The sequence below is a fragment of the Microbacterium sp. NPDC056569 genome, assembly GCF_042793475.1.
GTDB lineage: Bacteria > Actinomycetota > Actinomycetes > Actinomycetales > Microbacteriaceae > Microbacterium.
Map to the genome: position 1 here is coordinate 49,312 of NZ_JBHTUV010000002.1, position 20,679 is coordinate 69,990.

General features: G+C 71.3%; 21 protein-coding genes. 12 read left to right on the plus strand and 9 right to left on the minus strand.

Going from position 1 to position 20,679, the window contains the following annotated elements:
* Positions 1-36: 36 nt before the first annotated feature.
* The 3 genes from ACFQ7C_RS02590 to ACFQ7C_RS02600 all read right to left on the minus strand — a co-directional run bounded on the left by ACFQ7C_RS02590 (position 37) and on the right by ACFQ7C_RS02600 (position 3,916).
* Entirely contained in the window at positions 37-975 is a 939-nt protein-coding gene (locus ACFQ7C_RS02590) for an NUDIX domain-containing protein (protein ID WP_378897516.1), read from the minus strand.
* Positions 972-3,137, minus strand: coding sequence for an RNA degradosome polyphosphate kinase (locus ACFQ7C_RS02595; protein ID WP_378897518.1), 2,166 nt, complete (start codon positions 3,135-3,137; stop codon positions 972-974). The genes ACFQ7C_RS02590 and ACFQ7C_RS02595 overlap by 4 nt, the downstream gene beginning before the upstream one ends.
* A gap of 80 nt (positions 3,138-3,217) precedes the next feature.
* Positions 3,218-3,916, minus strand: a complete 699-nt coding sequence (locus ACFQ7C_RS02600; protein WP_045298087.1) for a response regulator transcription factor — start codon at positions 3,914-3,916, stop codon at positions 3,218-3,220.
* 139 nt (positions 3,917-4,055) lie between these two features.
* Between ACFQ7C_RS02600 and ACFQ7C_RS02605 the strand changes: the two genes are divergently transcribed.
* From ACFQ7C_RS02605 to ACFQ7C_RS02620, 4 genes are all read left to right on the plus strand, one after another.
* Positions 4,056-4,358 carry a hypothetical protein gene (locus ACFQ7C_RS02605; protein WP_378897522.1) on the plus strand — a complete coding sequence of 101 codons (303 nt, stop codon included), beginning with the start codon at positions 4,056-4,058 and terminating at the stop codon, positions 4,356-4,358.
* A 135-nt stretch (positions 4,359-4,493) separates the two neighbouring features.
* Positions 4,494-5,096: an FABP family protein gene (locus ACFQ7C_RS02610; RefSeq protein WP_378897525.1), complete on the plus strand. Its 603-nt coding sequence runs from the start codon at positions 4,494-4,496 to the stop codon at positions 5,094-5,096.
* A 13-nt stretch (positions 5,097-5,109) separates the two neighbouring features.
* Positions 5,110-6,216, plus strand: coding sequence for a YgfZ/GcvT domain-containing protein (locus ACFQ7C_RS02615; RefSeq protein ID WP_378897527.1), 1,107 nt, complete (start codon positions 5,110-5,112; stop codon positions 6,214-6,216).
* Positions 6,217-6,227: 11 nt separating this feature from the next.
* On the plus strand, positions 6,228-7,340 hold the full coding sequence (locus ACFQ7C_RS02620; protein WP_378897530.1) for an aromatic acid exporter family protein: 1,113 nt from the start codon (positions 6,228-6,230) through the stop codon (positions 7,338-7,340).
* A gap of 18 nt (positions 7,341-7,358) precedes the next feature.
* Here ACFQ7C_RS02620 and ACFQ7C_RS02625 read toward each other — a convergent pair whose 3' ends face one another.
* Positions 7,359-8,177: a class I SAM-dependent methyltransferase gene (locus ACFQ7C_RS02625; RefSeq protein WP_378897532.1), complete on the minus strand. Its 819-nt coding sequence runs from the start codon at positions 8,175-8,177 to the stop codon at positions 7,359-7,361.
* Between the two features lie 96 nt (positions 8,178-8,273).
* On the opposite strand from ACFQ7C_RS02625, the gene ACFQ7C_RS02630 reads away from it, so the two are divergent.
* Positions 8,274-9,023 (plus strand): phosphoglyceromutase, encoded by a 750-nt coding sequence (locus ACFQ7C_RS02630; RefSeq protein ID WP_378897534.1) that lies wholly within the window; start codon positions 8,274-8,276, stop codon positions 9,021-9,023.
* A gap of 104 nt (positions 9,024-9,127) precedes the next feature.
* Here ACFQ7C_RS02630 and phoU read toward each other — a convergent pair whose 3' ends face one another.
* Positions 9,128-9,808: a phosphate signaling complex protein PhoU gene (phoU, locus tag ACFQ7C_RS02635; RefSeq protein ID WP_378897536.1), complete on the minus strand. Its 681-nt coding sequence runs from the start codon at positions 9,806-9,808 to the stop codon at positions 9,128-9,130.
* 165 nt (positions 9,809-9,973) lie between these two features.
* Here phoU and ACFQ7C_RS02640 point away from each other — a divergent pair, with 165 nt between their 5' ends.
* Together ACFQ7C_RS02640 and ACFQ7C_RS02645 are read left to right on the plus strand one after the other, a co-directional pair.
* Positions 9,974-11,386 carry a sensor histidine kinase gene (locus ACFQ7C_RS02640; protein WP_378897539.1) on the plus strand — a complete coding sequence of 471 codons (1,413 nt, stop codon included), beginning with the start codon at positions 9,974-9,976 and terminating at the stop codon, positions 11,384-11,386.
* On the plus strand, positions 11,383-12,066 hold the full coding sequence (locus tag ACFQ7C_RS02645; protein ID WP_378897541.1) for a response regulator: 684 nt from the start codon (positions 11,383-11,385) through the stop codon (positions 12,064-12,066). The genes ACFQ7C_RS02640 and ACFQ7C_RS02645 overlap by 4 nt, the downstream gene beginning before the upstream one ends.
* Positions 12,067-12,129: 63 nt before the next feature.
* Here the strand turns inward: ACFQ7C_RS02645 and ACFQ7C_RS02650 are convergent, their stop codons facing one another.
* Positions 12,130-12,597: a DNA modification methylase gene (locus ACFQ7C_RS02650; RefSeq protein ID WP_378897544.1), complete on the minus strand. Its 468-nt coding sequence runs from the start codon at positions 12,595-12,597 to the stop codon at positions 12,130-12,132.
* A 145-nt stretch (positions 12,598-12,742) separates the two neighbouring features.
* Between ACFQ7C_RS02650 and ACFQ7C_RS02655 the strand changes: the two genes are divergently transcribed.
* On the plus strand, positions 12,743-13,225 hold the full coding sequence (locus ACFQ7C_RS02655) for a CarD family transcriptional regulator (RefSeq protein WP_045298114.1): 483 nt from the start codon (positions 12,743-12,745) through the stop codon (positions 13,223-13,225).
* Positions 13,226-13,333: 108 nt separating this feature from the next.
* Positions 13,334-14,536 carry a 2-C-methyl-D-erythritol 4-phosphate cytidylyltransferase gene (gene ispD, locus ACFQ7C_RS02660; RefSeq protein WP_378897546.1) on the plus strand — a complete coding sequence of 401 codons (1,203 nt, stop codon included), beginning with the start codon at positions 13,334-13,336 and terminating at the stop codon, positions 14,534-14,536.
* Between the two features lie 21 nt (positions 14,537-14,557).
* Here ispD and ACFQ7C_RS02665 read toward each other — a convergent pair whose 3' ends face one another.
* Both ACFQ7C_RS02665 and ACFQ7C_RS02670 read right to left on the minus strand, forming a co-directional pair.
* Complete coding sequence (locus ACFQ7C_RS02665; protein ID WP_378897549.1) at positions 14,558-15,025, minus strand: GNAT family N-acetyltransferase; 468 nt, start codon at positions 15,023-15,025, stop codon at positions 14,558-14,560.
* Between the two features lie 57 nt (positions 15,026-15,082).
* Entirely contained in the window at positions 15,083-16,012 is a 930-nt protein-coding gene (locus ACFQ7C_RS02670) for a DMT family transporter (RefSeq protein WP_378897551.1), read from the minus strand.
* A gap of 90 nt (positions 16,013-16,102) precedes the next feature.
* Between ACFQ7C_RS02670 and cysS the strand changes: the two genes are divergently transcribed.
* The 3 genes from cysS (at position 16,103) to ACFQ7C_RS02685 (ending at position 19,310) form a co-directional block, all read left to right on the plus strand.
* Positions 16,103-17,548 (plus strand): cysteine--tRNA ligase, encoded by a 1,446-nt coding sequence (gene cysS / locus ACFQ7C_RS02675; protein WP_378897553.1) that lies wholly within the window; start codon positions 16,103-16,105, stop codon positions 17,546-17,548.
* Positions 17,549-17,577: 29 nt separating this feature from the next.
* Complete coding sequence (rlmB, locus tag ACFQ7C_RS02680) at positions 17,578-18,570, plus strand: 23S rRNA (guanosine(2251)-2'-O)-methyltransferase RlmB (protein WP_378897555.1); 993 nt, start codon at positions 17,578-17,580, stop codon at positions 18,568-18,570.
* A 98-nt stretch (positions 18,571-18,668) separates the two neighbouring features.
* On the plus strand, positions 18,669-19,310 hold the full coding sequence (locus ACFQ7C_RS02685) for an NAD(P)-dependent oxidoreductase (protein WP_378897558.1): 642 nt from the start codon (positions 18,669-18,671) through the stop codon (positions 19,308-19,310).
* A 16-nt stretch (positions 19,311-19,326) separates the two neighbouring features.
* Here the strand turns inward: ACFQ7C_RS02685 and ACFQ7C_RS02690 are convergent, their stop codons facing one another.
* The gene (locus ACFQ7C_RS02690) at positions 19,327-20,634 is read right to left on the minus strand and encodes a DUF4032 domain-containing protein (RefSeq protein ID WP_378897561.1); all 1,308 of its coding nucleotides are present in this window, start codon (positions 20,632-20,634) and stop codon (positions 19,327-19,329) included.
* Between the last annotated feature and the right edge of the window lie 45 nt (positions 20,635-20,679).

A 20,679-nucleotide genomic window follows, 5' to 3' on the forward strand; every position in this document is an offset into this window, starting at 1 on the left:
GGCGCTGCATCGGCCAGGGCCGGTCCTGCGAGGGCGTCACACCTTCGGTGTGTGCGTCTCGATCGTGACGATGCCCGAGCCCGGGTTCTCGACCGACAGGTGGACCACCGAGAAGGCCGCCGGCTCGAGGGCCGATGCGCTGCCGAGGTACGACCCTCGCAGTGTGCCGGTCGCGAGCGCGAGCTCGCTCAGGATGTCGGGCAGCACCGGACCGTGGCTGCACAGCACGGCGGGCTTGCGCGAACGCACGCGCTCGCCGATCACCGTGCGGGCGTCGGACCTGCCGTCCTCCCACGCGTCCTGGCTGATCAGCTTGCTCGTGTCGATCTCGCGCCCGATGGCAGTCGACAGGGGCGCGACGGTCTTGACGCAGCGGGCGGCCGGGCTCGACACGATCCGCCGCACACCGAACGCGAGCAGGGGGCCGACGATGGAGGCCGCCTGCTTGCGGCCCCTCGCGGAGAGGGGGCGCGCAGCATCCTTCCCCTCCCATTCCTCGCGGGCGACGGCCTTGGCGTGCCGCAGCGCGACGATGGGGAACGTGCGGAGCACGCCTTCGTCCACGAGGCGGAGGAAGTTCTCCATGATCTCGCTGTCGACGGGGTAGCTCAGCCGCTTCAGAGCCTTCTTCGGCGAGACCCATTCGATCGCCGCGATCTCTTTGTTCGGCACGAACGCGGACCCGCGGATCGCCGCATCCGTCGCCTCGGCGGCCCAATAGTGCACGATCTTGGTGCGCTTGCTCGGGAGGCGATAGCGCGACACCCCGACAGGCACACCGAGGGCGACGCGGATGCCGGTCTCCTCGTGGATCTCGCGCACCGCCGTCTCGGCGAGCATCTCGCCCGGGTCCACCTTTCCCTTGGGCAGCGTGACGTCGCGGTACTTGGTGCGGTGGATCAGGAGCACGCGCAGCTTGTCGTCGGCGACACGCCAGACGACGCCCCCGGCCGCGTAGACGGCCGTCTCGGTCATCGCACCGCCCGCGCCCGCCGGCGCCGTTGGACATTGACCATGGTCCGGTCCTGGAGGTCGAGGAGCGGCTTGCCGTCCGCGTCCGCGTTGTGCCTCACCCATTCGCCGTCCGGGCCGAGGTGCCAGGAGCTCGTGGCGTCGCTCATGGACAGCGTGAAGAGGTCGTTGAGCTCCTTCACATGGGCCGGCGCGGCCACGCGCACCAGCGCCTCGACGCGGCGGTCGAGGTTGCGATGCATCATGTCGGCGCTTCCGATGTAGACGATCGGGTCGCCGTCGTTGTGGAACGCGAAGATGCGCGAGTGCTCCAGGTAGCGGCCGAGGATCGAGCGCACGGTGATGTTCTCGCTCATGCCCTCGACGCCGGGCTTCAGCGAGCAGATGCCGCGCACGCAGACCTCGACCTTCACTCCGGCCTGGCTGGCGCGGTAGAGGGCGTCGATGATCTGCTCGTCGACCATCGAGTTCACCTTGATGCGCACGCTCGCGGCCTTTCCCGCGAGGGCGTTGCGCCGCTCCTTGTCGATGAGGCGCAGCAGGCCCTTGCGCAGGTGGAGCGGCGCGACGAGCAGGCGCTTGAACTTCTTCTCGATCGCGTAGCCGCTCAGCTCGTTGAACAGGCGCGTGAGGTCGCGGCCGACCTGGTCGTCGGCGGTGAAGAGGCCGAAGTCCTCGTAGATCCGGCTCGTCTTGGGGTTGTAGTTGCCCGTGCCGACGTGGCTGTAGCTGCGCAGCACCCCGTTCTCCTCGCGGATCACGAGGGCGAGCTTGCAGTGGGTCTTGAGGCCCACCAGGCCGTAGACGACGTGGACGCCCGCCTTCTCGAGCTTGCGCGCCCACACGATGTTGTTCGCCTCGTCGAAGCGCGCCTTGATCTCGACGAGCGCGAGCACCTGCTTGCCGGCCTCGGCGGCGTCGATCAGCGCCTCGACGATGGGGCTGTCACCCGACGTGCGGTAGAGCGTCTGCTTGATCGCGAGCACGTGCGGATCCTTGGCGGCCTGCTCGAGGAACGCCTGCACGCTGGTCGCGAACGACTCGTAGGGGTGGTGCACCAGCACGTCGCCCTTGCGGATCGAGGCGAAGATGTCGGGCCGCTCGTTGTTGTCGCCCGGCTGGAAGGCCAGCGCCGTGGTCGGAAGATGCGTCTTGTAGTGCAGGTCCGGCCGGTCGATGCGCGACAGGTCGAACAGGCCCCGCAGATCGAGCGGGCCGGGAAGGCGGTAGACCTCCTGCTGCGTGATGTCGAGCTCCTTGATGAGGAGGTCGAGCGTCACGTCGTCCATGTCGTCGGTGATCTCGAGGCGGATCGGGGGGCCGAACCGGCGCCGGAGCAGCTCGGCCTCGAGTGCCTGGATGAGGTTCTCGGTCTCGTCCTCCTCGATCACGACGTCCTCGTTGCGGGTGAGGCGGAAGGCGTGGTGGTCGAGCACCTCCATCCCCGGGAAGAGATCGTCGAGATGGTTCGAGATGAGGTCCTCGAGCGGCAGGTAACGCACCGCGCCGTCGACGGGAGGCAGTTCGACGAAGCGCGGGAGCATCGGCGGAACCTTCAGGCGCGCGAACTCCTGACGCCCGGTGCGGGCGCTGCGGATGCGGATCGCGAGGTTGAGCGACAGGCCCGAGATGTAGGGGAACGGGTGGGCCGGGTCGACGGCGAGCGGCATGAGGACCGGGAACACCTGCGCCTGGAAGTAGTCGTAGAGCGCCTCGCGCTCCGACCGGTCGAGCGAGTCGTAGGAGACGACCTGGATACCGGCGTCCGCCATCGCGGGCTTCACGAGGGAGGTCCACGCCTCGGCATGGCGCAGCTGCAGCCGGTGCGCCTCGGCCGAGATGTCGGCGAGCACGTCGGCGGGGGAGCGGCCCACATTGGTGGGAAGCGCGAGGCCCGTCACGATGCGGCGCTTGAGGCCCGCGACGCGGACCATGAAGAACTCGTCGAGGTTGCTCGCGAAGATCGCCAGGAAGTTCGCCCGTTCGAGCGTCGGGAGGTTCGGATCCTCGGCCAGCTCCAGCACGCGCTGGTTGAAGGCGAGCCAGCTCAGCTCGCGATCCAGGTAGCGGTGGTCGGGAAGCTGGGAGTCGAAGACCTCCGACAGGTCGAAGTCGTCGTCGTCCGCGTCGCCCAGGCCGGCGTCGAGCACCTCGGGTTCGATCATCCCCTCATCATTGCAGGGTGACGTGACGAGAGTGTGAACTCGCTGTCGCGCGAGTGGACGGCCGGCCCGCCGTCCGGTGCTCAGGCGTCGGTGCGCTCGCGGGGTGCCGGTTCGGGCTCGTCCTCGTAGACGTTGAAGCGGTAGCCCACGTTGCGCACGGTGCCGATGAGCTGCTCCATGTCGCCGAGCTTGGCCCGCAGCCGCCGCACGTGCACGTCGACCGTCCGGGTGCCGCCGAAGTAGTCGTAGCCCCACACCTCGCTCAGCAGCTGCTCGCGCGTGAAGACCCGGGAGGGGTGGGTCGCGAAGAAGTGGAGGAGCTGGAACTCCTTGTACGTCAGGTCGAGCGGGCGCCCGTGCACCTTGGCCGAGTACGAGGACTCGTCGATGGTGATCCCCGAGGTCTGGATGCGCGTCGAGACCTGCTCGGCCGACTGACGGCCGACCGCGAGGCGGATGCGTGCATCGACCTCGGCGGGGCCCGCCGTGAAGAGGATGACGTCGTCGACGCCCCAGTCGGGCGAGACCGCGGTGAGCCCGCCCTCGGTCACGATGAGCAGCAGCGGCGCGTCGAGCCCCGTCGTGTTGAGGATCTTGCACAGCGACTTCGCGCCGACGAGGTCGACGCGGGCGTCCACGAAGATGATGTCCGCGCTCGGCGCATTGACGAGCTGGGCGGGTTCGGCGGGGATCAGGCGCACGCGGTGGCTCAGCAGTTCGAGCGAGGGCAGGACCGGACCGCCTCCGTGCGTGGAACTGAGAACCAGGAGCTGTGCCAATGGATCGCCTTCCCGGCGCAGGGGGGTGCGCCGCGAACCCCAGTGTAGGGCGTGGGGGAGGAGCGCTCGGTCCGCGTGACCATTCGCCCGCGCTCCGGCGGCGTCGCCGTGGCGCGTGCGTCGCGCGACCCTTTGCGCGATGATGGAACGCGTGGCCGTGCCTGAACTCGCCCCTCGCCGCACGATCGGCGGCATCGTCGCCGTGTGGGTGCTGGCGGCGCTGATCGCCATCGTGGTCGGCGTCTTCGCGACGCCGGACTGGCGCGCGGCGTGGCTGGGCGTCGGATTGGGCGGATGCCTCATCGCGGGGTTCGCGATCCAGCTCTGGTCGGGTCGTTCCCAGGGTTTCACCGAGCGGGTGGCGGCGAGCGTGCTGGGTGCCGCGCTCGTGATGGGCGTCATCAGCCTGGGGTTCGGTCTGGCCGCCCTCGTTCCCGGCTAGACTCCCTCGTATGGATACCGTCGCGCTCGAACTGTTCTTCGTGGGCCTGCTCGGTCTGGCGTCCCTGGCGATCGTCTTCGTCTCGGGGGCCGTCGTCTGGAACCTGTACCGCGGCCAGCGCTGACGGACCCCGTCGTGCTCGACATCCCGACCGACCTTCCCGCGGAGCTCGTGCCGCTGTCGTGGCTCATCGGAGTGTGGGAGGGCACGGGCGTCATCGACTACGGCGACCACGCCTACACCGGCGAGTTCACGCATCGCGTGAGCTTCAGCCATGACGGCGGCGATTACCTGAACTACTCCGCCGACGCCTGGCTGCACGACCCCGAGGACCCCGAGAAGCGCACGCGCCTCGTCGCCGAGCTCGGCTACTGGCGCCTCGCCCTCAACGCCACCGACGGCGACGCCGGCCCCGGGCTCCTGCCCGCGCTCGCCCCGCCGGTGTCCCGCACAGCCGACGACATCGAGCGGCTGCGCAATGCGGACGGCGGCTTCGACCTCGAGGCGGCCCTCGTGCACGCCGACGGCGTGAGCGAGCTGTACCTCGGCCAGATCAAGGGGCCGCGCATCGACATCGCCACCGACGCGGTCGTCCGTCCCGCGGGCGCCAAGTCGTACGCGGCCGCGACCCGCATGTACGGCCTCGTCGACGGCCACCTGCTGTGGGCGTGGGACATCGCCGCCCTCGGCTTCGAACTCGGCGCACACGCCTCGGCGCGACTCGCCCGAGCGGAATGAACGGGGTGGAATGATGACCACGCCGTTCACCTCCGTCCCGGGCGCCGTCGTCGACGACGCCGGGCTGCAGCACGTGGGCAACCCCCTCATCGAGCAGCGCCGGCTCGCCGCCGGAGCGGCCCTCGCGCCCCGCGCCGATCGCGCCGTGATCGCCGTCCCCGGTGAGGACCGGCTGACGTGGCTCGACTCGCTGTCGTCGCAGGCGCTGGCGCGTCTCGCCCCGGGCGTCGGCACCGAGCTGCTCATCCTCGACCCGCAAGGGCACGTCGAGCACGCGGCATCCGTCGTCGATGACGGTGAGACCACCTGGCTCATCGCCGATCGCGCCGACGTGGCGGGACTGTACGACTGGCTCCGCAGGATGCGGTTCCGCCTGCGCGTCGACCCGCGCATCGCCGACGACGAGTACGCGGTGATCGGCGGCACGGCCGCGGCGCTCGAGCGCGTCTCGCCGGCGGCACCCGCCGGAGTGCCCCTCGTGTGGCGGGATCCGTGGCCCTCCGTCACGCCGGGCGGGCACGCCTACTCGCCGGTCGACCCGCACCCGGGTGCGGATCGCGATTGGGCCGAGGCGATCGTCACGCGCGACGAAGAGCAGAGGATCGCGGATGCTGCGGCCCGCGGTGAGCTCGAACTCGCCGGTCTGGCGGCGGTCGACGCGCTGCGCGTCGCGGCCTGGCGCCCGCGGTGGTCGACCGATGTCGACGAGCGCGCGCTGCCTCACGAGCTGGACTGGCTTCGCACTGCGGTGCACCTCGACAAGGGCTGCTACCGCGGGCAGGAGACCATCGCCAAGGTGCACAACCTCGGACACCCGCCGCGGCGCCTCGTGGCGCTGCAGCTCGACGGCTCCGGCAGCGTGCTGCCCGAGCACGGCGCGGCCGTGCGTGTCGGCGACGACGCCGTCGGCATCGTGACGTCGGCGGCGCTGCACTACGAAGAGGGTCCGATCGCGCTCGCGGTCGTCCGCCGCACGACGCCGGTCGACGCGCCGCTCACCGTCGACACGGCCGACGGCCCGGTCGCCGCGGCGCAGGAGGTCGTCGTGCCGCCGGATGCCGGGGCCACCGCCAACGTGCCTCGCATCACCCGGCTGTCGCGCCGCGCGGCGGCCCAGTAGAGGAGCGGGCGGTGACCGGCGACGGCGACACCGCCGCGATCACCCAGGTCGTGCCCACGGGCTGGCGTGCCCGGCTGGATCTGCGCCCGCAGCTCTCGCGCGTGCGCGGCTCGGCGATCGCGATCGTGCAGATCACGGTCGCGGCGACGGCCGCGTGGGCGGTCGCGCACTACGTCGTGGGGCACCCGGCGCCGCTGCTCGCGGCGACCGTCACGATCACCAGTCTCGGCCTCGTGCGCGACGCACGTCCGAGGCGCGTGCTCGAGACCGTCGTCGGCATGCTCGTCGGCATCCTCGTCGCCGAGGGGTTCGTCGTCGTCGTCGGTCCCGGCTGGTGGCAGCTGGCGCTCGCGCTGGGCGTGACGCTGCTGGTCGCCCGGTTCCTCTCGCCATATCCGCCGTTCGCGATCATGGCGGGCGTCCAGGCGTGCATCGTCATGTCGCTGCCGGCGACCGAGCCGTTCTCCCGGCTGATCGACGGCGCCGTGGGCGGCGTCGCGGCCCTGGCGGTGACCGCGCTCATCCCGCGCAACCCACGCCGGGAGGAGGCGCGCGACGGGCACGCCGTGTTCTCGGCGGCCGACGCCGCGGCACGCACGATCGTGCAGGCGCTGCGCCGCGGCGACGCACTGCGCGCCGCCCGCGGCCTCGAGAGGGCGCGCGGGATCGCTCCACGCATCGACGAGTGGCGGGCGTCGCTGGACTCGGGGCTCGCCGTCGCCGGCTTCTCGCCATGGCTGCGCCCGCAGCGCGCCGAGCTGCGCCGGCATCACGAGGTGCTGCAGGCCATGGACTTCGCGACCCGCAACCTGCGCGTGGTCGCCCGCCGCGCGGTGTACCTGTGCGACGACGGCGAGCGTCGCCCCGTGCCGGCCGAAGTGCTCGCCGAACTCATGCGCGCTGCCGCGCTCGTCGGCGAGAGCCTCGACGACATCGCGCTGCAGCCGGCCGCCCGCGAAGCGGTGCGTGCGGTCGCGGTGCGGCTCGATCCCGCGCAGATCCTGCCGCACGGCTCGCAGGGCGAGCAGAACCTCATCACGGCGATGCGGCCGCTCGCCGTCGATCTGCTCACCGCGACGGGCATGCCCTCCGCAGAGGCGCGCGCGGTGCTGCCGCGGGTGTGACGGACCCCCCGGCGGGGTTCAGCCCGGGGCCACAGCATCCCACGGCACGGTGACCTCCCCGAGCCGCCAGCGCGACCGCTCGAGGATCGGCCACGCGCCATCGGCCAGGGCGGACAGCGCCGTGCGCCAGCGGTGCACCGGACCGAACGGCGACACGCTCGCGGCGCGCTCCCACTCCGTGTCGAGCGCGGCGAGGAACGCGTGCACGCGCTCCCCGGGCACGTTGCGGTGGATGAGCGCCTTGGGGAGCCGCTCCGCGGCGATGGACGGATGCTGCAGCCCTGCCAGCCGCAGCGACACCGTGAGCGTGCGCGGCACGGCGTCGGCGCCGACCGCGGCCCAGGTCGCGATGCGCCCGATCTCGTCGCACGTCCCCTCGACGAGGAGCCCGTCCGGGGCGAGGCGCGCGCACATCGTCGCCCATGCGGCGGCGACCTCGGACTCGTCGTACTGCCGCAGCACGTTGAAGGCCCGCACGACGGCGGGCCGGCGTCCGCCGGCGACGGGCACCTCGAAGCCGCCGCGCGCGAACGAGACGCGCGCGTCGGCCGCGAACGAGGTGCCGCCGGCGCGCACGTGCTCGAGCTGGGCACGCGCCCGCGCGACGCGCGCCGGGTCGATCTCGAGTCCGAGCACCTCGAGGTCGGGGCGGGCCCGGACGAGTCGCGAGTAGAGCTCCAGCGCCGTGACGCCGCTCGCGCCATAACCCAGGTCGACCACCAGCGGATCGGCGGCCCGGCGCAGGGCGGGGTGCCGCGCGATCCAGCGGTCCACGCGCCGCAGGCGATTGGTGCCCGTGGTGCCGCGCGTGATCTGCCCGACCGGTCCCCGCGCCATTCCTCCATGATGCCAGCCGGGCGGGCCGGCGCCGGGGGTGCAGTCGCACCCGTCACAGCAGCCGGGCGCGACACCGGCGCGGATATCATGGGGCGCATGACCGCGCCCTATACGCTGATCCTCCTCCGACACGGCCAGAGCGAGTGGAACAAGACCAACCAGTTCACGGGCTGGGTCGACGTCCGCCTCACCGACCAGGGCAAGGCCGAAGCCCAGCGCGGCGGCGAACTGCTCGCCGAGTCGGGCATCCTCCCCGACGTGCTGCACACCTCGGTGCTGAGCCGCGCCATCCAGACCGCCGACATCGCGCTCGACGCGGCCGATCGCCTGTGGATCCCCGTGAAGCGCTCGTGGCGTCTCAACGAGCGCCACTACGGCGCCCTGCAGGGCAAGGACAAGGCGCAGACCCTCGAAGAGTTCGGCGACGAGCAGTTCATGCTGTGGCGCCGCTCGTTCGACGTGCCGCCGCCCCCGCTCCCGGCCGACGACCAGTACAGCCAGGTCGACGACCCGCGCTACGACGGCATCGACGGCGATGTGCCCGACACCGAGTCGCTCAAGATCGTCATCGACCGCATGCTGCCGTACTGGCACAGCGACATCGTCCCCGACCTGAAGGCCGGCAAGACGGTGCTCGTCACCGCGCACGGCAACTCGCTGCGCGGACTCGTGAAGCACCTCGACGGCATCAGCGACGCCGACATCTCCGAGCTCAACATCCCCACCGGCATCCCGCTGGTCTACCGCCTCGACGAGAACCTGGAGCCGATCGGCCCGGGTGAGTACCTCGACCCCGAGGCCGCCGCCGCCGGCGCCGCTGCGGTCGCGAACCAGGGCAAGGCCTGATCACGGAGACGACGGAAGAGCGGATGCCTCCCCACGAGGCATCCGCTCTTCCTTTTCTTCGCCTTCGCAGCGGCAGCCCCCCAGCTGCGGCCGCGTGACGGGCCTCACACCGACGGCGTGATGACGTCGATGCTGTCTGTCGCGGCCACCCAGTCGCCCGTGGACAGGTACGCGACCTTCTTCGCCACCGACACCGCGTGGTCGCCGAAGCGCTCGAGGTAGCGACTCGCGAGGGTCGCGTCCACCGTGGCGGCCGCCTCGCCCTGCCAGCTGTCGCTGAGCACCTTCTCGAACACCGAGACGTGCAGCTCGTCGAGCTTGTCGTCGGCGTTGCGGATCTCGTCGATGAGCTCGCCGTCCTGCGTGCGCAGCAGCTCGGTGAGCTGACGGGCCGTCTCGACGTCGAGCTCGCCCATCTTGAGGAACGTGGACTTGAGGCCCTTGGGGATCGCCCGCTCGGGGAAGCGCATGCGCGTGAGCTGGGCGATGTGCTCGGCGATGTCGCCCATGCGCTCGAGCGACGCGCTCATGCGCAGTGCGCTCACGACGATGCGGAGGTCGCGCGCCACCGGCTGCTGACGGGCGAGGATCTCGATCGCGAGCTCGTCGAGCTCGATCGCCTTCTCGTCGATGACCGCGTCGGCCTCGATGACCTCCTCCGCGAGTGCGACGTCGCTCGTGCCGAACGCCCGCGTCGCCTTGTCGATGGCGACCGTGACGAGTTCGGCGATCTCGACGAGACGCCCCTGCACGTCCTCGAGGGACTGGTGGAAGACTTCGCGCATTCCGACGCACCTTTCCTGGTTCGGGGGAGCTTGCGCCCGCGCCCCGCCGATTGTCGCCAGCGAAGGTTAACGGATGGTGCTCCCGTGGTGAACAGTACCCGGCAGGTGCGCCGCGGTCCCGGTCACCGTCCGTTATCGCGTCCGGCGTGCCCCTACGCTTGAGGCATGGACACGACGCAGCTCGCGCTGCTCGCCCTCCTCGCGGGGATCATCATCGGCGGTTCGATCTCCGCCGTCGTCGTCGCGTCGATACGGGCGCGTGATCGTGCGCGTGCGGAGATGTCGGTCGAGGTCCCGGACGGCGTCCGCGGCGTGCTCCACGGCATGGACGACGCGGCTGTCGTCGTGGACGCGTCCTTCACGGTGCAGGCCGCGTCGTCGGCCGCCGCGGCTTTCGAGCTGATCGAAGGCGGCACGCTGCCCGCCGACGGGCTGCGGACCCTCGCCCGGCGCGTGCGGACGAGCGATGTCGAGCTCGCGGCGTCGAGCTCGACCGAGACGATGCGTCTGCGGCGCGGTGCACCGCCCGCGGAACCGCGCCTCGTCGCCGTGCGCGCCTCGCGCATCTCGCCGCGGCTGACGCTGCTCGTGCTGCGCGACATCACCGAGCGCGAGCGGGTGGAGGAGATGCGCCGCGACTTCGTGGCCAACACGAGCCACGAGCTGAAGACCCCCGTCGGCGCGGTGAGCCTGCTCGCCGAGGCGATCGAGTCGGCTGCCGACGACCCGCCCCAGGTGCGGATCTTCGCGACGCGCCTGCAGGCGGAGGCGAACCGGCTGGCACTGCTCACCTCGCGCATCATGAACCTGTCGCGCCTGCAGGCGTCCGACCAGCTTCCGCAGCAGGACGTCTCGATCGACGAGGTGGTCGCCTCCGCGCTCGACGCCCACGCGATCCAGGCCGACTCCGCCGGCGTCGAGGTGATGCGCGGCGGATCTCGAGGCCTGTATGTGCACGGCGACGCCCAGGTCCTCAGTGAAGCCGTCGGCAACCTCATCGCCAACGCGATCGCCTACTCACCGCGCGGATCGAGCGTCGGCGTGGGCATCAAGGCCACCGACCGCGTCGTCGAGATCGCGGTGACCGACCGCGGCATCGGCATCGCCGAGGGCGAGCAGGACCGCGTCTTCGAGCGCTTCTACCGGTCCGACCCGGCGCGCGCCCGTCGCACCGGCGGGAGCGGCCTCGGGCTCTCCATCGTCAAGCACGCGGTGCAGCGGCACGGTGGCGAGGTGCGTCTGTGGTCGCGGCCAGGCCGCGGATCGACGTTCACGATCCGTCTGCCCCAGATCGACGCACCCGCCCTCGAGCCGGCTCCCAAGCGCGGTCGCAAGAAGAAGCGGCCTGCCGCGGACGCGCTGGCCGCACCGCGCGCCGCCTCGGCGACGCCCGCCACGGCCGTGCCCGCTGCCGCAGAGGTGCCCGCGGCGCCCGCGCCTGCCGCGCCCGAGGCCGCGCCGGCCGCGACGAGCACTCCCGCTGCCGCCGCCCGCGCACCCAAGCGCGCCGCCAAGACTCCCGCCGGCCATGCCGGCGGCGAGGACCCCGCTTCCGTCGCGAATGGAGACCCCGCATGACCCGCGTCCTGATCGTCGAGGACGAGCCGGACCTCGCCGACCCGCTCGCCTACCTCCTCCGCCGGGAGGGCTACGACGTCGAGATCGCCGAAGACGGCCCGACCGCGCTTACCGCATTCCGCGAGCGCGGCGCCGACATCGTGCTCCTCGACCTGATGCTGCCCGGGATGCCGGGCACCGAGGTGTGCCGTCAGATCCGCATCAACTCCGCGGTGCCGATCATCATGCTGACCGCGAAGGACTCCGAGGTCGACATCGTGGTGGGCCTCGAGCTCGGCGCGGACGACTACGTCACCAAGCCGTACTCGGCCCGCGAGCTGCTGGCCCGCATGCGCGCCGTGCTGCGCCGCTTCTCGCAGATCGACGCCGACCTGGAGGACCGCGTGCTCGAGGGCGGCCGCGTCGTGCTCGACATCGATCGTCACACCGTCGCCGTCGAGGGCGGCGAGATCAACATGCCGCTGAAGGAATTCGAGCTGCTCGAGGTGCTCATGCGCAACGCCGGTCGCGTGCTCACGCGCGGCCAGCTGATCGACCGCGTCTGGGGGAGCGACTACTTCGGCGACACCAAGACGCTCGATGTCCACATCAAGCGCATCCGCTCGCGCATCGAGAAGAATCCGGGAGCGCCGGAGATGCTCGTCACCGTCCGTGGGCTGGGCTACCGCTTCGAGGGCTGACACTCCGCACGCACAGAAGAGGGCGCCGCGCGGGGCGCCCTCTTCTGTGCGTGCGAGCCTGGCTCAGGGAGCGAGCGGCGCGAGGTAGTCGAGAGTCCCGTCCAGCACGGGGACGGAGGCGAGCGCCCCGTCCGAGTCGCCGGACTGGAAGAAGGTGGTGACGTCGGTGCCCGGCAGGGCGTCGAGGTTCTCGACGAGCAGGGGCTCGTCCTCCTCGGAGCCGAGGCTCACCGTCGTGTTCGCCGGCACCCGCACGGTGAGCGTGGGCCCGCCCTCGCCGAACTCGATGTTGAGGGTCTGCGAGTCCTCCGTCTGGTTGATCAGCGCGGCAACGAAGTTGCCCTCGGAGCCGTCCTCGTTCGCGACGATCTGGGCGTTGCGCACCTCGACGGGGCCCGCTTCGTGGACGTTCGTGCCCTCGGCCGCCGAGTACCCGATCGTGGTCGCCTGCGGCGAGATCATGCTGCACCCGGTCGTCGTGAGGACGAGTGCGCCCCCGATGGCCAGCGACGCGATGAGGCGGCGGTTCACGGATCCTCCATAAGACGGATGACGGTTCTCCAGCATTCTAGGGGCTCGCGATGGGCGCCGCTGAGCACCGCCCCGACCGGAGGGCGGAGAACCTTAGCGTATTTCGCCTGTGGTATCCTGGAGGTTGCCGAAAGGACATAACTCCATGCTTTTTGAGGTTGGCGAGACGGTCGTCTACCCCCACCACGGGGCGGCAACGATCATCGAGGTCAAAGACCGGATCATCAAGGGCGAGACGAAGAAGTACCTGAAGCTCAACGTCACGCAGGGTGATCTCATCATCGAAGTCCCCGCAGAGAACGTCGACCTGGTCGGCGTCCGAGACGTCATCGGCAAGGAGGGCCTCGACAAGGTCTTCGAGGTGCTGCGCGCTCCCTTCACCGAGGAGCCGACCAACTGGTCGCGCCGCTACAAGGCGAACCTCGAGAAGCTCGCCTCCGGTGACGTCATCAAGGTCAGCGAGGTCGTGCGCGATCTGTGGCGCCGCGATCAGGACCGCGGTCTGTCGGCCGGGGAGAAGCGCATGCTCGCCAAGGCGAAGCAGATCCTGATCTCCGAGCTCGCACTGGCCGAGAAGACCGACGAGGAGAAGGCGAGCGTCCTCCTCGACGAGGTCCTCGCGAGCTGAGACTCCCGGAACGGCGCCCCGGATGGGGCGCCGTTCCGCTGTGCGCATCGGATGCCATCGAGCGCCGCCCGCACGGCGCCGCCCCCCCGTTCGCGATAGCGTGAACGCGTGAGCATCCCTCCCGTGCCGCACGTCGGCGTCATCGTCGTGGCAGCCGGATCCGGCACCCGCTTGGGCGCCGGTGCGCCGAAGGCGTTCGTCGGGATCGACGGGAGCAGCATCCTTCATCACGCCCTTGAGGGGGTGTTCTCCGCCCCGCTCGCGCAGGTCGTCATCGTCGTCCCCGCCGGGCGCGAGGGCGACGCGATGAGCGAGGCACTCACGACCGCGGGCGACCGTCGTGACCTGGTGTCGGTGGTCGTCGGCGGTGACACGCGCCAGGCCTCCGTGGCCGCGGGTCTTGCCGCGCTCTGGGCCGACGTCGAGATCGTGCTGGTCCACGATGCGGCGCGGGCGCTCGCACCCGCCGAGGTGTTCGAGCGTGTGATCGCCGCGATCGAGGCCGGCGCGGCGGGTGCGATCCCTGTGCTGCCGGTCATCGACACCCTCAAGCGGGTCGAGGGCGAGGAGATCGTCGCCGCCGTCGATCGTGCGGAACTGGCGGCGGCGCAGACGCCGCAGGGCTTCCGCAGAGATGTGCTCGACGAGGCATATGCCGCCGCGGCCGCCGACTTCACCGATGACGCGGCGCTGGTCGCCGACGCCGGACACGCGGTGGCGGCCGTGCCGGGGCATCCGCTCGCCTTCAAGATCACCACTCCCGCAGACCTCGATCGCGCGCGCCACCTGATCTCCGCACCCGCACCGCACGCCGCGGGGCACCACGGCGGCGCGCCGGCTCTCCCGCGCGTCGGCGTCGGCACCGATGTGCACGCGTTCGGCGGCGAGGGCACGCTGTGGCTGGCGGGGCTCGAATGGCCGGGCGAGGCGCCGCTGTCGGGACACTCCGACGGGGATGCCGTCGCCCACGCGATCGTCGACGCGCTGCTGGCCGCGGCGGGCCTCGGCGACATCGGCACGCATTTCGGCACCGATCATCCCGAGTACGTCGGCGCCCACGCCGACGCGTTCCTCACGCGCACGGTCTCGCTCCTCGGGGAGGCGGGTTGGCGCGTCGGCAACGTGTCGGTGCAGGTGCAGGCGAACCGCCCGCGCTTCTCCACGCGTCGCACGGAGGCCGAGCGCGTGCTGTCGGCCGCCCTCGGCGGCGCGCCGGTGTCGGTGTCGGCGACGACCACCGACGGCCTCGGGTTCACCGGGCAGGGCGAGGGCGTCTCGGCCTTCGCGGTCGCTCTCGTCGTCCCCGCGTGATCTCGCGGGGTCCCGTGCGGGTCAGAGCGCGCGGGTCATGAAGACCGAGAACGGGTCGAGCGAGTAGCCCTCGAACGGGCCGCACGCGACGAACCCCTCGCTCTCGTACAGCCGCTGCGCGGGATCGAAGTCCTCGGTGGTGCCCGTCTCGAGCCAGAGGCTCGACATCCCCCGCCGTCGTGCATCGGCCACGATGTGGCGCAGCAGCGCCCGGCCCGCGCCGGCGCCGCGGAACCTGTCGTCCACCCGCATCGACTTGATCTCGCCACGGTCGGCGTCGAGCGCCTTGAGGGCGCCGACGCCGGCGAGCTCGCCGTCGATCCATGCCGTCCAGACGGTGAGGGACGGATGCTGCAGCGCAGCGATGTCGAGCGCATGGACGCTCTCCGGCGGAGAGGTGTCGTGCATGCCCGCGAGGTGGAGGGCGATGAGGCGCCGGGTGGCGTCGCCGGTCAGGTCGTCGGTGCGGATCTCGATGGTGCGCTGCATGTCGCGCCCAGTGTGCCACGAGCCGGTTTCGGCCGTGTTTCCGGTCCCCGCTCGCCCTCACGCCTCCACGGCATACGGCGCTGGGTCGCGTGGCGAGCGGGAGCCCCACGCCAGAAGAGCGAGGCCGGCGGCGAGCACCACGAGCCCGATGATCGCGAGCGCCGACAGCCGTTCGCCCAGCACGACGATGCCGAGCACACTCGCCGTCAGCGGCTCGCCGAGCGTGAGCGTCGCAGCCGTCGCCGCGGTGAGTCCGCTGAGCCCCCAGGTGAAAAGCACGTAGGCGATCGAGATCGTCGCGATGCCCAGCCACAGCGCCATGACGACGCCCGACGTCGTGCCGAGCCATGCGAGGTCGACGAAAGGGAGTCCGAACGCGCAGATGACCGCCGAGCTCGCCCCCATGGCCCCGACGACCGTGAACGGATCCCAGCCGTCGTCCAGCAGCCGGCGCTGCGCGTTCGCGATCACGGCGAACGACGCGCCGGCGCCCACCGATCCGGCGAGTCCCAGCGGATCGGTGCCGCCACCGGTGCCCGCCTCCCCGCCGAAGCCGAGGAGCACGACGCCGATCGTCGCGAGCGCGGTCGCCCCCATCCACGTGAGCGTCGGCATCCGTCGCGTCAGCGCCCACTCCAGCAGGCCCGCGAGGATCGGGGCGGACCCCAGCGCGACGACGGTGCCGACCGCGACGCCATTGCGGGCCGTGCCGAGGAAGAACAGCGGCTGGTAGAGGGCGAGGCACGCACCGGTCAGGACCATGAGCAGGACCGGGCGAAGGCCCCATCGCGGGTGCGTCGTCCCCGCCGGAAGCCGGCGCACATGCCGCGCGGCGAGGGAGAACGCGATGATCGCGAGCCCTGTGCCGCCGATCACCATGCGCATCACGCCGATCGAGAGCGGCGTCGTGCCGTCAGGACCGAGGGCCTGCGAGGTGCCCGTGGTGCCGAACAGCAGCGCGGCGGCGAGGACGGCGAGCACATGCACCCCCTGTTTATATCCGATACGGCGCCCTCCGCCGGAATGCCCCACAGGCTCACTCAGGGTCGGCGCGGTGCCCGCCGGTAGGCTGGTGCGGTGACGGTTCAGCTGTACGACACCAAGGCGCAGACCCTGCGCGACTTCGTGCCCCTCGACCCCGGAAACGTCACGATCTACGTCTGCGGGCCGACGGTGCAGTCCGGTCCCCACATCGGGCACCTGCGCGGCGCGCTGAGCTTCGACATCCTGCGCCGCTGGCTCACCCACCGGTACGGCCGCGTCACGTTCGTGCGCAACGTCACCGACATCGACGACAAGGTGCTCGCGAACGGCACCGACGGCGAGCCCTGGTGGGCGCTGGCGTACCGCATGGAGCTCGAGTTCACCCGTGCCTACACCGCGATCGGCATCCTCCCGCCGACGTACGAGCCGCGCGCGACGGCGTCGATCCCGCAGATGCAGGAGCTCATCGAGCGCCTCATCGAGGCGGGTCACGCCTACGCCGCGGCGGCGGGGACGGATGCTGCCGGCGACGTCTACTTCGACGTCCGGTCGTGGGCCGACTACGGCTCGCTCACGAACCAGTCGATCGACGCGATGGAGCCGGCCGCCGACGCCGATCCGCGCGGCAAGCGCGACCCCCGCGACTTCGCCCTCTGGAAGGGTGCGAAGGCCGACGAGCCGGCATCGGCGACCTGGGCTTCGCCCTGGGGTGCCGGGCGGCCCGGCTGGCACATCGAGTGCTCCGCCATGGCCCGTCGGTACCTCGGCGCCGAGTTCGACATCCACGGCGGCGGGCTCGACCTGCGCTTCCCCCACCACGAGAACGAGCTCGCCCAGTCGACTGCGGCCGGCGACGGCTTCGCTCGGTACTGGGTGCACAACGGCCTGGTGACGGTCGGCGCGCAGAAGATGTCGAAGTCGCTGTTCAACTTCGTGCTCGCCGAGGATCTGCTCCGCGAGCGCGACCCCCTCGTGGTGCGCTACGCGCTCGCCGCGGCGCACTACCGGTCCAGCCTCGACATCACCACGTCGACGTTCGACGAGGCCGAAGCGGCGCTCGAGCGGATCCGCACCTTCCTCGAGCGCGCCATCCGCACGTTGCGCGGAGCGGAGGACGTGAGAGTGGATGCCGCCGTCCCGGCCGCGTTCGCCGCAGCTCTGGACGACGACCTCGGCGTGCCCCAGGCGCTCGCGGTGCTGCACGAGACCGTGCGCGACGGCAACACGGCACTCGACGCGGGGGATCGCGATGGCGCGCTCCGCGCCTTCGCCGACGTCGCCGTGATGGCGGGCGTCCTCGGCATCGACCCCCTCGATCCGCAATGGCGGTCGACGGATGCCTCGGCCGAGGCATCCGCTCTCGACAAGCTGGTCGAGGCGATGATCGCCCAGCGCGCTGCCGCGCGCGCAGCAAAGGACTGGGCGGCCGCCGACCGCATCCGCGACGCGATCGCGGCGGCCGGCATCGCCCTCGAAGACAGTCCCGACGGGACGCACTGGAGTGTCGCCGACGCTCCTCGCCCGACGGAGAGCAACTGACGGGCCGCGGCCCGCACGAAGGAGAACTGATGGCCAAGCCAGGACGCCCCGGCGCCAGCAAGAGCAGCAAGAAGGGTCCCACCAAGGGCACCGGCGGCAAGAACAAGCGGTCCCTCGAGGGCCGCGGACCGACGCCGAAGGCGGAGGACCGCGCGTGGCACCCGGCGGGCAAGCGCAAGGCCGCCGCTGAGCGGTATGCGGCTGCCGGCGGCAAGGGCAAACCCGGCCAGCCCGCTCCCCGCTCATCTCGCCCCGCGAAGAAGGACGATGACACCGAGACGGTCACCGGCCGCAACTCGGTGCTCGAGGCCCTGCGCGCCAAGATCCCCGCGACGGCCTTCTACATCGCGCAGCGCGTCGAGATGGACGACCGCGTCAAGGAGATGCTCGCCATCGCCACGCACCGAGACATCCCGGTTCTCGAGGTGACGCGCCCCGAGCTCGACCGCATGGCCGGCTTCGACGGCGTGCACCAGGGCGTCGCGCTCAAGGTGCCGCCGTACGAGTACGGCCACCCGCAGGACCTGCTCGAGCAGGTGATCGAGTCGGGTCAGACGCCGCTGTTCGTCGCGCTCGACGGCATCACCGACCCGCGCAACCTCGGCGCGATCCTCCGGTCGACGGCGGCCTTCGGCGGGCAGGCGGTCATCGTGCCGCAGCGCCGCTCGGCCAGCGTCAACTCGGCCGCCTGGAAGACCAGCGCCGGCGCGGCCGCGCGTGTGCCGGTCGCCCTCGCGTCCAACCTCACGGCGATGCTCAAGGACTTCAAGAAGCAGGGCGTGTTCGTGCTCGGCCTCGACGGCGGCGGAGACGTCTCGCTCCCCGAGCTGGAGCTCGCCGACCGTCCCGTCGTGATCGTCGTCGGCTCCGAGGGCAAGGGCCTGTCGCGCCTCGTGACCGAGACGTGCGATCAGATCGTGTCCATCCCGATCTCGTCCGCCACGGAGTCGCTGAACGCCGGGATCGCGGCATCCGTCGCCCTGTATCAGGTCTCGACGCTCCGCAACGCCCCGCCCGCCTGAGTCCGCGCGCGACGCGCGCGGGATGGACACCCGCGCATCGCACGTTCCTTCTGCAGAGCCGGCTCGTGCCGGCGACACCACACGTCGAAAGGCAGCACATGGCACGCATCGCCGTCATCGGAGGCTCGGGGTACGCCGGCCGTCACATCGTCGCGGAGGCGGCGAGCCGGGGGCACAGCGTGCTCTCGATCGCCCGCCGCATCCCGGCCGAGCGCCACGCAGGGGCGATGTACATCGAGGGCTCGCTGACCGACGTCCCCGACCTGCTCGCGCAGATCGAGGGCGTCGACGTCGTCGTCTCGGCGGTCGCGCCGCGCGGGGAGATGCAGGGTCTGGTGCGTCCGAACATCGCAGCGCTGGCCGGCGTCCTCCCGGACGGCGTGCGTCTCGGCGTCATCGGCGGTGCCGGCGGCAGCCTCGTCACCGAGGGCGGCGAGCGCGTCGTCGACCTCCCGTCGTTCTCCGAGGAGTACAAGGCGGAGGCCCTCGAGGCGATCGGCATCCTCGAAGACCTCAAGGAGGCGCCGGAGTCGCTGGACTGGTTCTACATCCACCCGGCCGGAGGCTTCGGGGCCTACAACCCGGGCGAGCGCACGGGCGAGTACCGCACCGGCGGCGACGTCATCGTCACAGACGCCGAGGGTGAGTCCTACATCTCGGGCGAAGACCTCGCCGTCGCGATCGTCGACGAGATCGAGAACCCGCAGCACCCCCGCAAGCGCTTCACCGTCGGGTACTGACACCCCCGGTGACGGGTCAGACGAGGTCGCGCCAGTCGATGTCGTCCTCGTCGTCGTCGATGACGGGGTTCGAGGAGGTGATGACCGAGAGCGACACCGTCTCGGTCGGCGGACCCATCAGGGTCGCCTCGTCGCGGCGATGGCGCAGCACGTTGTCGACGTAGCTCGTCAGCGCCTCGGCCAGCGGCACCGACTTGCCCTTCGCCTGCGACAGGTACCAGCGGTGCTCGAGCAGCTGGTGGAACACCTCCGCAGGTTCGAGCTTCGAGCGCAGATCCCAGGGGATCGCCTTGACCACGGGCTCGAACACGCGGGTGAGCCACTCGTGCGCGACCATCTCCTCGTCGTCGCCGAGGCGCGAGATGCGCGCGCGGAACTCGTCCAGGTCGTTGAGCAGGCGCCGGGCCTGGTTCTCCTCGACGTCGAGGCCGGTGAGCCGCAGCAGGCGCCGCTGATGATGACCGGAGTCCACGACCTTCGGCTGGATGGAGACCCGGGTGCCGTCGGCGGTGGCCTGGATCGACATCTCGCCGATGTCGAAGCCGAGATCGTTGAGCCGCTGCACGCGCTCGGTGATGCGCCACGCCTCGTCGGCGCGGAAGGTCTCCTCGTCGGTGAGTGCCGCCCACAGGGAGTGGTACGACGAGACGATGCCGTCGGCGATCGCGATCGCATCGACGCCGCCCTCCAGGCGACCGCCGGCCTCGAGGTCCATGATCTCGCCCGCGATGTTGGTGCGGGCGACGTCGAGGTCGTGCGCACGCTGACCGGGGGTCAGGCCGCTCTCGTGCAGTTCGCCCGTCTCGGCGTCGACCAGGTAGGCCGCGAAGGCGCCGGCGTCGCGCCGGAACAGCGTGTTCGACAGCGACACGTCGCCCCAGAAGAACCCGACGTTGTGCAGACGCACGAGCAGCAGCGCCAGCGCGTCCACGAGGCGTGTGGCGGTGTCGGGCCGCAGGACCTGCGTGAAGAGGGCTCGATAGGGGAGCGAGAACTTCAGGTGCGCGGTCACCAGAGCCGCGGGAAGCGGCTCGCCGGCAGCATCCGTCCTCCCGGCGATCACGGCGACGCGCTCGACGCACGGCACATCCAGGCGGGCGAGATTGCCGAGCATGTCGTACTCGCGCTGCGCCATGGCCTGCGTGGTCTCCTTGATGGCGACCACGCGGCCCGACAGGTTGGCGAACCGCACCAGGTGGCGCGAGATGCCCTTCGGCAGGAAGACGATGTGGCTCGACGGCCACTCGCCGAGCGGCGTCGCCCACGGCAGCGTCAGCAGTCCCGGGTCGACGCTCGAGGCGGTGATGCTCAGGGCGTCAGGCACGTCCCCTCCTGGAGAACGAGCGACGGCGCGGGGGGAGATGCTCCC